At 56.6% G+C, this 13,543-nt stretch carries 14 protein-coding genes; 10 read left to right on the plus strand and 4 right to left on the minus strand.

Annotated features, from left to right (window positions below; genetic code table 11):
- Positions 1-47: 47 nt before the first annotated feature.
- Both yghB and metC read right to left on the minus strand, forming a co-directional pair.
- Positions 48-707: a DedA family general envelope maintenance protein YghB gene (gene yghB / locus KHQ26_RS14990; protein ID WP_002916791.1), complete on the minus strand. Its 660-nt coding sequence runs from the start codon at positions 705-707 to the stop codon at positions 48-50.
- Positions 708-838: 131 nt separating this feature from the next.
- Complete coding sequence (metC, locus tag KHQ26_RS14995) at positions 839-2,026, minus strand: cystathionine beta-lyase (RefSeq protein ID WP_004149836.1); 1,188 nt, start codon at positions 2,024-2,026, stop codon at positions 839-841.
- A 250-nt stretch (positions 2,027-2,276) separates the two neighbouring features.
- Here metC and exbB point away from each other — a divergent pair, with 250 nt between their 5' ends.
- From exbB to KHQ26_RS15030, 7 genes are all read left to right on the plus strand, one after another.
- A complete protein-coding gene (gene exbB / locus KHQ26_RS15000; RefSeq protein ID WP_004174395.1) occupies positions 2,277-3,008 on the plus strand; it encodes a tol-pal system-associated acyl-CoA thioesterase in 732 nt (243 codons plus the stop codon).
- 6 nt (positions 3,009-3,014) lie between these two features.
- Entirely contained in the window at positions 3,015-3,440 is a 426-nt protein-coding gene (gene exbD / locus KHQ26_RS15005) for a TonB system transport protein ExbD (RefSeq protein WP_002916785.1), read from the plus strand.
- Positions 3,441-3,644: 204 nt separating this feature from the next.
- On the plus strand, positions 3,645-5,063 hold the full coding sequence (locus KHQ26_RS15010; protein WP_049124604.1) for a glycoside-pentoside-hexuronide (GPH):cation symporter: 1,419 nt from the start codon (positions 3,645-3,647) through the stop codon (positions 5,061-5,063).
- Between the two features lie 13 nt (positions 5,064-5,076).
- On the plus strand, positions 5,077-6,600 hold the full coding sequence (locus KHQ26_RS15015) for a glycoside hydrolase 43 family protein (protein WP_020803684.1): 1,524 nt from the start codon (positions 5,077-5,079) through the stop codon (positions 6,598-6,600).
- Positions 6,601-6,706: 106 nt separating this feature from the next.
- Positions 6,707-7,201, plus strand: a complete 495-nt coding sequence (locus KHQ26_RS15020; RefSeq protein WP_004105804.1) for a TIGR00645 family protein — start codon at positions 6,707-6,709, stop codon at positions 7,199-7,201.
- Between the two features lie 121 nt (positions 7,202-7,322).
- Complete coding sequence (gene yghX / locus KHQ26_RS15025; RefSeq protein WP_004144560.1) at positions 7,323-8,210, plus strand: YghX family hydrolase; 888 nt, start codon at positions 7,323-7,325, stop codon at positions 8,208-8,210.
- Between the two features lie 78 nt (positions 8,211-8,288).
- Positions 8,289-8,576, plus strand: a complete 288-nt coding sequence (locus tag KHQ26_RS15030; protein WP_002916743.1) for a DUF2623 domain-containing protein — start codon at positions 8,289-8,291, stop codon at positions 8,574-8,576.
- A gap of 72 nt (positions 8,577-8,648) precedes the next feature.
- On the opposite strand, the gene yghU is transcribed toward KHQ26_RS15030, so the two are convergent.
- Positions 8,649-9,515: a glutathione-dependent disulfide-bond oxidoreductase gene (gene yghU, locus KHQ26_RS15035; RefSeq protein ID WP_002916742.1), complete on the minus strand. Its 867-nt coding sequence runs from the start codon at positions 9,513-9,515 to the stop codon at positions 8,649-8,651.
- 47 nt (positions 9,516-9,562) lie between these two features.
- Entirely contained in the window at positions 9,563-10,123 is a 561-nt protein-coding gene (locus tag KHQ26_RS15040) for a DsbA family protein (RefSeq protein ID WP_020803701.1), read from the minus strand.
- Positions 10,124-10,143: 20 nt separating this feature from the next.
- Between KHQ26_RS15040 and KHQ26_RS15045 the strand changes: the two genes are divergently transcribed.
- The 3 genes from KHQ26_RS15045 to KHQ26_RS15055 all read left to right on the plus strand — a co-directional run bounded on the left by KHQ26_RS15045 (position 10,144) and on the right by KHQ26_RS15055 (position 13,535).
- Complete coding sequence (locus KHQ26_RS15045; RefSeq protein ID WP_004217169.1) at positions 10,144-10,266, plus strand: hypothetical protein; 123 nt, start codon at positions 10,144-10,146, stop codon at positions 10,264-10,266.
- A gap of 76 nt (positions 10,267-10,342) precedes the next feature.
- Entirely contained in the window at positions 10,343-12,208 is a 1,866-nt protein-coding gene (gene gss / locus KHQ26_RS15050; protein ID WP_002916740.1) for a bifunctional glutathionylspermidine amidase/synthase, read from the plus strand.
- 145 nt (positions 12,209-12,353) lie between these two features.
- Positions 12,354-13,535 (plus strand): PLP-dependent aminotransferase family protein, encoded by a 1,182-nt coding sequence (locus tag KHQ26_RS15055; protein ID WP_009485591.1) that lies wholly within the window; start codon positions 12,354-12,356, stop codon positions 13,533-13,535.
- Positions 13,536-13,543 lie beyond the last annotated feature (8 nt).

Raw genomic sequence — 13,543 nt, forward strand, 5'->3', positions numbered from 1 at the left:
CCGGGAAAGGGCGGCCGGGCGGGCGCAGGCCCCCCGGCAGATAAGCGTCAGGCGCTGCAATATTTCTTTTTAATGACCACGAACAGCGTGCCGAGCAGGCCAGCCAGCAGCAGGGCAATCGGCAGGATCATCAGACAGGTCATCACCTGATCTTCATGGCGCTTCACAAACGGGATCATGCTCAGCGCATAGCCAAGACCCGTCACCACACAGACCCACAGCAGGGCGCTCAGCCAGTTGAAGAACTGGAAGCGGCGGTTCGGCAGGCCAGAAATCCCGGCCATGGTTGGCAGCAGGGTGCGGACAAACGCCAGAAAACGGCCCGCGAGCAGCGCCAGCAGGCCGTGGCGGTCAAACATGCAGGTGGCGCGCTGATGGTACTTATGCGGCAGATGCGCCAGCCAGCCTTTCACCGTTTGCGTATTGCCCAGCCAGCGCCCTTGCACATAGCTCAGCCAGCAGCCGAGGCTGGCGGCGGCGGTCAGAATGGCGATAGTGGGCACAAAGTCCATGACGCCTTTAGCAATCAGCGCGCCGGCGAGCAGCAGCAGGCTGTCTCCCGGTAAAAAGGAGGCGGGCAGCAGCCCGTTTTCCAGAAACAGGGTCGCGAACATAACCAGATATACAACGCCCACAACGTGAGGGTTCGCCAATGCGGCAAAATCATGTTGCCACAGCGCGGCGACAATCTCTTGAATGACAACCATGGACTTTCCTAAGTGGTACCGTATTGTTGACTAGTGTACTCCTGAAGAGGCCCGAGCACCTTGATCCCGGGCGCAACAAAAGCGGCCGCTTTGCTAAAAAGCGTCCGCTATTGTTGCCACTGACTGTCACTTTACACGATACGCGCGAAGCCCGCTGCTAAATCCGCCTGCAGATCGTCAACATTTTCGAGACCAATGTGCAGGCGGATCAGCGTGCCGCTGAAGTCGACTTCAGCATCCGGTCGAATGTGGGCGATTTGCTCCGGCTGGTTGGCGAGAATCAGCGACTCAAAGCCGCCCCACGAATAGGCCATACTGAACAGGCTGAAATTGTCGAGGTACTCCGCCAGTTCGGCATCATTGAGGCGCTTGCTGAGCACAAACGAGAATAGCCCGCTGCTGCCGGTGAAATCACGTTTCCAGAACTCATGACCTTTACTGCCGGGCAGGGCGGGGTGGTTTACCCGCGCCACCTGCGGGTGCTGCGCCAGCCACTCGGCGATGCGCAGGCTGCTTTCATGATGCTGACGCAGGCGCACGCCCAGGGTGCGCAGGCCGCGGCTGGTCATATAGGCAGTATCGGCGTCCAGCATTTGCCCCATCAGGTAGGCATTTTCACGCAGCTGCGGCCAGCAGCGCGCGTTCGCCACCGCGGTGCCCACCATGGCGTCGGAATGGCCGATCAGGTATTTGGTGCCTGCCTGAATGGAAATATCAATGCCAAAATCCAGGGCTTTAAACAGGATCCCCGCCGCCCAGGTGTTATCGATCATGATAATCGCTTCCGGGGCGACCTGACGCACGGCGGCGACTATCGCCGGCACATCGTGCACTTCCATGGTGATCGAGCCGGGCGATTCGAGGAACACCACGCGGGTCTCAGGGCGAACCAGACGGGCGATATCGGCGCCGATTAAGGGATCGAACCAGCTGGTGGTGACGCCGAGTTTGGCGAGAATTTTGGTACAAAAGTCCTGGCTTGGCTCATAGGCGGTATTGGTCATCAGCACATGGTCGCCTTGCTCGACAAACGCCAGGATAGTGTTAGCCACCGCCGCGGCGCCGCAGGGGAAGAGGGCGCAGCCGGCGCCGCCTTCCAGCTCGCACATCGCTTCCTGCAGCGAGAAATGGGTCAGGGTGCCGCGACGACCGTAGAACAGCTCGCCGTTGGCCCGATTGCGGGTGGCGTGCTTTTTGGCCTCGACGGTGTCGAAAACCAGCGATGACGCGCGCTGGATAACGCTGTTCACTGAGCCCTGGGTGTACTTTTTGCTCCGCCCGGCGTTGACCAGCGCGGTATCAAGATGTTTATCAGCCATGTTGACGGACCTGTTTTTATACGTCTGGACGTCTAAACTAACATGAATCTGCTTTTCTGTACCAGCGCACCGCCGATACAGGCGAAAATTTTACCAGGCCCGCGGTTAGCCGCTTTTTTACTGCGTAAGCGCAAGGAAAATAAACGTGATTTGCTGCACAGTGTAAATACTAATGAGAACCACTATCAATTCGATGTCGTTTTGATATTATTGTGGGCAGATTTTGTGATTATCGTCGTGGAGATAGAGCGTGGGTAATAATTTGATGCAGGCGGATCTCTCCGTTTGGGGTATGTATCATCATGCCGATATTGTCGTTAAGGTGGTGATGATTGGCCTGATTCTGGCGTCGGTCGTCACATGGGCCATCTTCTTCGGTAAAGGGGCGGAAATCCTCGCCAGCAAGCGTCGCCTCAAACGTGAACAGCAGCAGCTGGCGGAAGCCCGCTCTCTCGATCAGGCCAGCGATATCGCCAGCGCCTTTGAGGCGAAAAGCCTCACCACCCAGCTTATCAATGAAGCGCAGAACGAACTCGAACTCTCTGCCGGTGCCGAAGACAATGAAGGCATCAAGGAACGAACCGGTTTTCGACTTGAGCGCCGCGTTGCGGCGGTCGGTCGCCATATGGGGCGCGGTAACGGCTATCTGGCGACCATCGGCGCCATTTCCCCGTTTGTGGGCCTGTTTGGTACCGTCTGGGGCATCATGAACAGCTTTATCGGCATCGCCCAGACCCAGACCACCAATCTTGCGGTGGTAGCGCCGGGCATCGCAGAAGCGCTGCTGGCGACGGCCATCGGCCTGTTCGCCGCCATCCCGGCGGTGGTCATCTATAACATCTTCGCCCGCATGATCGGCAGCTACAAGGCCTCGCTCGGCGACGTCGCCGCTCAGGTACTCCTGCTGCAAAGCCGCGATCTGGACCTCAGCGCCAGCGGCGTGAAGCCGGTGCGCAGCGCGCAGAAATTACGGGTAGGTTGATCGGCTATGGCGATGCGTCTTAATGAAAACCTGGACGATAACGGCGAAATGCATGAGATCAACGTGACGCCGTTTATCGACGTCATGCTGGTTCTGCTGATTATCTTTATGGTGGCCGCGCCGCTGGCGACGGTCGACGTGAAGGTCAATCTGCCGGCCTCCTCCAGCCAGCCGCAACCGCGACCGGAAAAACCCATCTACCTGTCGGTGAAGGCGGATAAGAGCATGTTCCTCGGCAACGACCCGGTTACCGAAGCGAATATGATTAACGCCCTGGATAGCCTGACCGCCGGCAAAAAAGATACCACCGTCTTCTTCCGCGCGGATAAAACCGTCGATTACGAGACGATGATGAAAGTGATGGATACCCTGCATCAGGCGGGCTATCTCAAGATCGGGCTGGTGGGCGAAGAGACCGTCAAAGCGAAGTAACCTCCCCCTTTCCACTTTTCTCCTCAGGCTGGCCTTGCGCCAGCTTTTTAATAGGTGGCGCAATAACTTGTAAGACCAATCTTATAGATGTGTGACAACTTTCTCAGTTAACAGAAAACATAAACCCGATGCGAAAAATGACAATAGGATAGTTTTTATCCTGCCTCTACAGTGAATACCACTTCATCTGAGAGGGATTATATTGTGAATCACGATAATAAACTGTCATTTGCGGAGAAGCTGGGATATGGCATGGGGGATGCAGCCTGCGGTATCGTTTACTCTTCGGTAACCATGTTTCTGACATGGTTTTATACGGATATTTACGGGCTTTCTGCTGCCGCAGTCGGAGTGATGTTCCTGGTGACGCGGGTTCTGGATGCGATTACCGATCCGCTAACCGGCATTGTTGCAGACCGTGTAAAGACCCGCTGGGGCCATTTTCGCCCGTGGCTTATCTGGTTTGCCGTACCTTATGCCGTGCTGGCGGTAATGACCTTCACGACTCCGGAATTTGGCGCATCGGGTAAACTGGTTTATGCCTACCTGACCTACACCTTACTCATGCTGTGTTACACCTTTATCAATATTCCCTACTGCGCATTGGGCGGAGTCATTACGCGTGATGAGAAGGATCGCCTTTCAGCCCAGTCATATCGTTTTACGATCTCATCTCTGGCCGGTCTGATGGTTTCTGTCGCAACCCTGTTCCTGGTGGATTTTTTCGGTAAAGAAAATAAGCAGTTTGGTTTTCAGGCGACAATGGGAATCATGGGCGCGATCGCTATTGTAATGCTGGCTTTTTGCTTCTTCTCTACCAAAGAACGCGTGGCTCCAGCTGTTGAACAGCAGGGGAGCATACGCGAAGACCTCCGTCAGCTGCTGGCGAATGACCAGTGGCGTATTGTGGCGATAATTACTTTTTTCTCCAGTATGGCCGGGGTTATGCGCAGCGCCGCCACGCTCTATTATGCAACCTACCTGATGTTAGGCGGTGTGGAGTCAGCGGCGGGAACGGCCATGAAATCAGCATTTGTTTCCACCAGCGTCGTTGGCACGATTATCGGCAGCATCGCCGCCGGATGGCTGGCCAAGCGCTATCGCGCGGTATCGCTGTTTAAAAATATCAACCTCCTGCTGGTCCTCGTTGGCGTCGTAATGTTCTTTGTGCCGCCGACCTGGCTGCCGGTGGTGTTCCCTTTATACTTCCTGGTCGGCTTCTTCCATCCGATGTACCAGCCGTTTAAATGGAACATGATGGCCAACGCTGCCGATTATGGCGAATGGAAGTTTGGCCGTCGCATCACGGGATTATCCTATTCCGGTAATCTGTTTGCTTTGAAAATGGGCATGGCGGTTGCTGGCGCCGCCGTAGGTTTTTCGCTTGGGCTATTTGGCTATCAGGCGGGCGTAACGGCGCAGACTCCGCTGGCGACAATGGGAATTGTGGGGCTGTTAACCCTCGGTCCATCACTATCTTACCTGCTCCTGTGGTGGCTGGCGCGTTTCTATAAGCTGGATGACAAAATGATGCAGACAATTCAGCGCGAGCTGTCCATGCGTCAGCAGCAGGGGCATTCAGAGACGCATTTGCCGCTAAACGCCGTTCCGGAAAAGGCCTGAGGAGATGCGAAATATGACCCCTTCTGAATACCAAAATCCTATCTTATGCGCCGATTATTCCGACCCGGATATCGTGCGCGTAGGCGATGATTTCTTTATGGTCTCTTCCAGTTTTAACCATGTGCCCGCTTTACCGATCCTGCATTCAACGGACCTGGTTAATTGGACTATCATCAACCACGTTATGGATGAACTGCCGCTACCTGGTTATGACCGGTATCAGCCGGGTAAGGGCGTATGGGCGCCGTCGATTCGCTGGCACGATGGCAAGCTGTGGGTCTGCTTCAGCACGCCAGATGAAGGTATTTTTATCTGCCATACCGAGGATCCGTGGGGGAAATGGAGCGCTCCGCACTGCCTGCGCGAGGCCAGAGGTTGGATAGATCCCTGCCCGTTCTGGGACGACAATGGTCAGGCCTGGTTGGTACATGCCTTCGCCCATAGCCGCAGCGGCATCAAGCATAAACTGCAGTTGTTTGCGATGGCGCCGGACGCCAGCGAATTGCTGGGCGAAGGGCAGATTATCTATGACGGCTGCTGCGATTTACCTACCCTTGAGGGGCCAAAGGTTTATCAACGCGCCGGTTGGTACTACATCTTTGCTCCTGCGGGCGGGGTTGAAAATGGCTGGCAGACGGTACTGCGCGCGCGCCAGATGACGGGGCCCTGGGAAGCCAAAAACGTGCTTTTCCAGGGAAACACCTCGATAAACGGACCACATCAGGGCGGCTGGGTGGAGGGTGAGGAGGGCGAATGCTGGTTTGTTCATTTCCAGGACTTACACCTCTATGGCCGCGTGGTTCACCTCCAGCCGATGTCCTGGGGTAACGATGGCTGGCCGCGTATCGGGGAGCAGATTGGCAACTGCGGCGTCGGACAGCCGGTTTTACGTTGGCCTCGTCCTAAAGGGTTAACGCCTTCACCGGCATTGGCGCCGCAAACCAGCGACTATTTTGCGCAAGGCCAACCGGGAATACAGTGGCAGTGGCAGGCTAACCCTAGCCCTGAGTGGCTGCTGCCGGCGAAAGGCGAACTTCGATTACGCTGCGTCCCATTATCCGAAGTCGATGGACAGAGAGCGTTATACTGGGCACCGCAGCTGTTGCTGCAGAAATTCCCGGCGCTAACTTTTAGCGCGAAAACAAGCGTAACGTTATATGCCGCTCAGGACGGTGATGCCGGAGGCCTGATCGTATACGGCGAACGCTACGCCGCTTTGCTGGTGGAGTTTAGGCAAGGGAGTTACCGGCTCGTGTGGCGACACGGTTGGATGAGCGATGCGGGCGTGGTGCGCGAAACTCGTCAGGTTCTTGCTGAGCTTAAGTGCGGCAAGTGTCAGCTGCAGGTGGCCGTAGGCGAAGGCGGACTGTGTCAATTTTCCTGGCGAGCCGAGGAGGAGTGGCGGAAGGTTCCTCTTTGTTTTGCTGCCGGGAAGGGAAAATGGGTCGGCGCGAAATTTGGCCTGCTGGCTGCTTCAATGGTTGGCCTACAAAGCGAGGGCTACTCCGCTTTGCAGGACTTTGAGGTCATACTTTAAAGAAACCGTTTCTGGCCGCCTGCAGATGACGCGGGCGGCTGATGTTGCATAAGCGTTACCCTGTTGCGATATAATGGCGGCCGTTTATGTTAACTGACAGGATCTTATGGAACGCTTTCTGGAAAATGCTATGTACGCCTCGCGCTGGCTGCTGGCGCCGGTTTATTTTGGCCTCTCGCTCGGTCTGATTGCGCTGACCATCAAATTTTTTCAGGAGATCTTCCACATACTGCCGCATATTTTTAGCGTCAGCGAGTCGGATATGATTCTGACCCTGCTGTCGCTGGTGGATATGACCCTGGTGGGCGGTTTGCTGGTGATGGTGATGTTCTCCGGGTATGAAAATTTTGTCTCGCAGCTGGATATTAACGAGGGTAAAGAAAAACTCAGCTGGCTGGGCAAAATGGACGCGACTTCGCTGAAAAATAAGGTTGCCGCCTCCATCGTGGCGATCTCCTCTATTCACCTGCTGCGGGTGTTTATGGATGCGAAAAACGTCCCGGACAATAAGCTGATGTGGTACGTGATTATCCACCTGACCTTCGTGCTTTCGGCCTTTGTGATGGGCTACCTTGATCGTCTGACCAAAGTGAAACACTGATCCCTTCTCTCCCGGCGGTGTTAGCCGCTGGGCTGTTTCTCCCCGTATCATGCTTTTCTGGGCTGGCGTATGTCCGGGCTTCTGCTTTGCTTAAAGAGCGCTTAACAACGGAGGCAGGGTGATGACGCGATTAACGGCCAAAGATTTCCCGCAGCAGTTGCTCGAATATTATGACTACTATGCCCACGGCAAAATCAGTAAACGCGAGTTTCTCCAGCTGGCGGGGAAATATACTGTCGGCGGGATGACCGCGCTGGCGCTGTTTAATCTGCTGAAGCCCGATTATGCCCTGGCAGAGCAGGTACCGTTCACCGACCCGGATATCCGCCCGGAGTATATTCATTATCCCTCTCCTGACGGTCACGGCGAAGTGCGGGCTTACCTGGTGACGCCGACAAAAATAGCCGACAAAGCGCCCGCTGTGGTGGTGGTGCATGAGAACCGCGGCCTGAACCCCTATATTGAAGATGTAGCCCGGCGGGTAGCGAAAGCGGGGTACATCGCGCTGGCGCCGGATGGCCTGAGCGCCGTCGGCGGCTATCCGGGGAATGATGATGAAGGCCGCGCCCTACAGCAGAAAGTCGATCCCGTGAAGCTGATGAATGATTTTTTTGCGGCGGTCGCGTTTATGGCGAACTATCCACAGGCGACGGGGAAGGTCGGTATCACCGGTTTTTGCTACGGCGGCGGCGTCAGCAACGCGGCGGCGGTGGCTATCCCGGAGCTGGCCTGCGCGGTGCCGTTTTACGGTCGCCAGCCGCCGCTGAAGGAGGTTGATAAAATTAAAGCACCGCTGCTGCTGCACTATGCCGGCCTCGATAGCGGCATTAATGAAGGCTGGCCTGCCTATGAACAGGCGTTGAAGGAACACCATAAAGTCTACGAGGCCTATTTCTATCAGGGCGTGAATCACGGCTTTCATAATGATTCCACGCCGCGCTACGATCGGGCTGCGGCTGATCTGGCCTGGCAACGCACGCTGGCATGGTTTGAGAAGTATTTACGCTAGCGCAACCGTCATAAATAGCGCTACCGCTCGCTCAAAAAAACGCTATATAATTTATTATATAACGATTGGGAGGGCGCGATGGAAAATCATTTTGGCAAAGGCTTAATGGCGGGGCTACAGGCATCCTATGCTGACACCGCCGCGCATGCGGCGAATTTTTGCGCCGACTATAAACGCGGGTTTGTGCTCGGCTACTCGCACCGCATGTTTGAAAAAACCGGCGACCGCCAGCTCAGCGCCTGGGAAGCGGGGATCCTCACCCGTCGCTATGGCCTGGACAGGGATATGGTGATGGATTTCTTCAAAGAAGGTGGGTCGGGTATGGCGATGCGCTATTTTCTGGCGGGCTATCGGCTGGAAAGCTAAACAGGACGGCTTCGCAGGCGGAACCGTCCTGTAGTGGGAACCCTTTCCCGTCAACGGGAAAGGGTGAAGATCTTACGCCTGGCGCTTATCTTCCGTTTGGGTGTCAAAGTCGCGGGCGTCATGGCGCTCATGCAGCTGCTCATTGAGCGGGCCGTTGGTGCGGTTGACGATGCGTCCGCGCTTGACGGCCGGGCGGTTGCCGACATCCTGCGCCCAGCGCAGCACGTTTTTATAGCTCCCGGCGTCGAGGAACTCCGCCGCGTTATAGACATTGCCCAGCACTACGTTGCCATACCACGGCCAGACAGCCATATCGGCGATGGTGTACTCCTCGCCGGCCACATAGCGACCGCGGGCGAGCTGTTTGTCCAGCACGTCGAGCTGGCGTTTGGCTTCCATCGTAAAGCGGTCGATCGCGTACTCGATCTTCACTGGCGCATAGTTATAGAAGTGGCCGAAGCCGCCGCCGAGGAACGGTGCCGCGCCCTGCAGCCAGAACAGCCAGTTGAGGGTTTCGGTGCGACCGGCAGGATCTTTCGGCAGGAAGAAACCAAATTTTTCCGCTAAATACAGGAGAATGTTGCCGGACTCAAATACCCGGGTCGGCGGCGTGGTGGAATGGTCGCTGAGGGCCGGGATCTTCGAGTTCGGGTTGATCTCGACAAAGCCGCTGGAAAACTGATCCCCTTCGCCAATGCGTATCAGCCAGGCGTCGTACTCCGCGCCGCTGACGCCCAGCGCCAGCAGCTCTTCCAGCATGATCGTCACCTTCTGGCCGTTGGGCGTGCCGAGTGAGTATAGCTGGAGCGGATGGGTTCCCACCGGCAGGACGCGTTCATGAGTCGCGCCGGAAACGGGACGGTTGATGTTGGCGAACGCGCCGCCGCTGTTTTGCTTCCATTCCCACACTTTTGGTGGCTGGTAGTTTTGCTCTGACATGCTGGTTTGCCTTTTTCGTGGATGTACAAAAAGTGTAGCAGGTGACCTCAGGCCATAATCCGCGCGGCCCACACGCTGACATCATCGCCGCTGCCCAGATCCGGCTGCACCAGGCCGTTGACCATAAAGGTCGGCGAGACATGGATGCCGTTCTGACGGGCGTATTTACTGTGCCACTTGATCACGTCCTGCAGCTCCGGGCGGGCAAAGGCGGCCCCCAGCAGCACGTGACTGTAGCGTTCAATGCGCTCAATGATTTGCTGCGGCGTGGCGTTCATATTCGGCCCGCTGCAGTGATCGGTAAACTCAAACTCTTCCCGATGGTCGGCCACGGCCTGCATCACCTTATGCGCCTGCTCTCTGCCGTGCGGCAGGGTGGACGCGGCGAGGATGCAGCGGACGATAACCCCGGAGAACAGATGCCACGGCTGCGACTGCAGGCGTATCTTGATGGTCACGTTATCGGCGCCGACCTTATCGAGCAGATCGTCGAGTTTATTAAACGCGCGGACAGAGTAGGGGCAGGTGGGCTCAAGGAACACCTCAAACGTCCGCGGGCCGTGTCCCCAGACCAGCGGTTGGGCATTCAGATGCGAGGGTGTGCTCATTGTCGACTCCTGATGTTGCGTTGTTTTTTTGTTATATCACCGATAACGATATCACTTTTGTTTCCGGCTGCAGGGTTATTTTCCTTAACGGCACGATTAGCGAAACGAATGAGTGGTATCATCGTTACACCTCTGTCTGGTAAGTGCCTGCGGCAGGATAAGAAGAGGGAGTTTTGTTTCGCCAACTGCCCGGGCTGCATTAATTTGAGGTCAGGCTAAATGAGCAAAGGATCGACAAGCAGTGACGCCCCGTTTGGGACATTGTTAGGCTATGCACCCGGTGGCGTAGCGATTTATTCATCGAATTACAGTAGCTTAAATCCGCAGGACTACCCGGATGACGCGACGTTTCGCAGCTACATCGGTAATGAGTATATGGGGCATAAATGGCAGTGCGTGGAGTTTGCGCGCCGCTTTCTGTTCCTGACCTATGGCTTTGTCTTCACCGATGTGGGGATGGCTTATGAAATCTTCTCCCTGCGTTTCCTGCGCGAAGTGGTCAATGACAATATTCTGCCGCTGCAGGCCTTCGCCAACGGCTCCCGCCGTCCGCCTATCGCTGGTTCGCTGCTGATCTGGCAGAAGGGGGGCGAGTTTAAGCACACCGGCCATGTGGCGGTGATCACCCAGCTTGTCGGCAATAAGGTGCGTATCGCCGAGCAGAACGTGATTCACTCGCCGCTGCCGCAGGGCCAGCAGTGGACCCGCGAGCTGACCCTCGAGGTCAACGACGGCCGGTACACCATCAAAGATACCTTTGCCGATACCGAAATTTTAGGCTGGATGATCCAGACCGCCGATACCGAACACAGCCTGCCGCAGCCGGTGCTGCCGGGCGAGGCGATGGCCATCAAAGGCGCGCGGCTGCCAAACAACGGCCAGTTTCGCGGTAAATGGCTGAACGAGAAAGACCCGCTGCAGAAAGCCTATGTGGCAGCCAACGGTCATTTCATCAACCAGGATCCCTATCAGTATTTCACCATCAGCGAAAGTGCCGAACAGGAGCTGATCAAAGCCACCAACGAGCTGCACCTGATGTATCTGCACGCCACCGATAAGGTGATGAAGGATGACAACCTGCTGGCGCTGTTCGATATTCCGAAAATTCTCTGGCCTCGTCTGCGCCTCTCGTGGCAGCGCCGCCGTCATCATATGATCACCGGGCGCATGGATTTTTGCATGGACGAGCGCGGGCTGAAGGTGTACGAGTACAATGCCGATTCCGCTTCCTGCCATACCGAAGGCGGGCTGATCCTCGAACAGTGGCTGAAGCAGGGCTACTACGGCACCGGCCACAATCCGGCGGAAGGTCTGCTCGATGAGCTGGCGGGGGCGTGGAAACACAGCCGGGCGCGGCCCTTCGTCCACATCATGCAGGACAAGGATCTGGAAGAGAACTACCACGCGCAGTTTATTCAGCGTTCGCTGACCCAGGCCGGTTTTGAGAGCAAAATTCTCTTTGGCCTTGATGAGCTGCGCTGGGACGCTGCCGGTCAGCTGATCGACGCCGACGGGCGGCTGGTCAACTGCGTCTGGAAAACCTGGGCATGGGAAACCGCCATTGAGCAGGTGCGTGAAGTCAGCGCCGAGGAGTACGCGGCGGTACCGATTCGTACCGGACATCCGCAGAATGAGGTGCGGCTGATTGACGTCCTGCTGCGTCCTGAAGTATTGGTATTCGAACCCCTGTGGACGGTGATCCCCGGCAACAAAGCCATTCTGCCGGTGCTGTGGTCGCTGTTCCCGCATCATCGCTATCTGCTGGATACCGATTTTGAGGTTAACGACGAGCTGGCGAAAACCGGCTATGCGGTGAAGCCTATTTCCGGGCGCTGCGGGAACAATATCGACCTGATCGGCCCTCAGGATGAACTTCTGGATAAGACCAGCGGCCAGTTTGTCGATCGCAAGAATATCTACCAGCAGCTGTGGTGCCTGCCGAAAGTGGACGGTAAGTACATTCAGGTGTGCACATTTACCGTCGGCGGTAACTACGGCGGTACCTGCCTGCGCGGCGATTCGTCGCTGGTGGTGAAAAAAGAGAGCGATATCGAGCCGTTAATCGTTTTGAAAGACAAAGCATGACGTACGAAACCCGGGTAGCGGCATACCCCTGTCCGGGTGACAACGTACTGAAAAGGATAGCCCCGGCATGGTAAGCGCTGCCGGGGAGCACCTGCAACAAAGCCAAGATAATTAACACAACAACAAGACAGAAAAGGAAAATAGTATGCACGATCGGCGTCTCGCCGCCCGCGCGGGTGAACTCAAGCCCTCCGCCGTCCGCGAACTTCTCAAGCACAGTAAACTGCCCGGCGTGATTTCGCTTGGCGGCGGCATTCCGGCCCCGGAACTGTTTGATACCGAAGGCCTGGAGCTGGCGGTGCAGAAGGTGATGAGCGAGCGTTTTAATGACGCATTCCAGTACGGTCTGACGGAAGGCTACCCGCCGCTGCGCCAGGCGGTGAGTGAAATTTGCCACTCCCGTGGCGTCGCCTGTTCAGCCGCCCAGGTCTATATCACCTCCGGCTCCCAGCAATCGCTGGATATCGTTACCCGTACGCTGCTCGATCCGGGCGATACTATCGTCGTTGAGCGTCCCACTTATCTGGCGGCGCTGCAGGTATTTCAGCTGGCGCAGGCCAATATTCTCAGCGTTGACACCGACGATGACGGGATGCTGGTGGAGCAGCTGGCCGACCTGCTGGAGACCACCCGCGTCAAAGCTGTTTACCTGGTGCCGACGTTCGGCAATCCCGGCGGCAAAACGCTGAGCGAGGCGCGTCGTCGCCGGCTGGTTGAGCTGGCGAAAAAATATGATTTCGTCATTCTGGAAGACGATCCCTACGGCGAAATTAGCTTTACTGACGCCGTTCGGCGCCCGCTCTATCAGCATGCTGTCGAGCTGGGCTGTGAAGATCAGGTGGTTTACACCTCGACCTTTTCGAAGATCCTCGCGCCGGGAATGCGCATCGGCTGGATCGTCATGCCGGACTGGCTGGCGCAGCAGACGGTGATTGTGAAGCAGGCGGCGGATCTGCATACCAATATGCTGTCGCAGGTGATCACTGCGGAATACCTCAGTCTGAACCGGCTGGATAACCAGATTGCGTTGATTCGCGAAGACTACCGCAAGAAGTGCGTGGCGCTGGCCGATGCGCTGGAAAGCCGCCTTGGCGAGCACCTGGAATTCAGCCGCCCGCAGGGGGGGATGTTCCTGTGGGCGCGTTTCCGCTATCCGTTCGATACCATGGAATGGATGAAGAAAACGCTGGAAAACGGCGTGGTGTACGTCCCGGGTGAAGCGTTCTATCACGATAAGCCGGATACCCGTACCCTGCGTCTTTCTTACTCCACGGTGTCAGAAGCCGGATTGCTGACGGCCGTTGAGCGGCTGGCGGCCTCCCTGTAACGTCTCTG

Origin of the sequence: Klebsiella sp. 10, from assembly GCF_018223925.1 — a bacterium.
GTDB classification, from domain to species: Bacteria; Pseudomonadota; Gammaproteobacteria; order Enterobacterales; family Enterobacteriaceae; genus Klebsiella; species Klebsiella pneumoniae.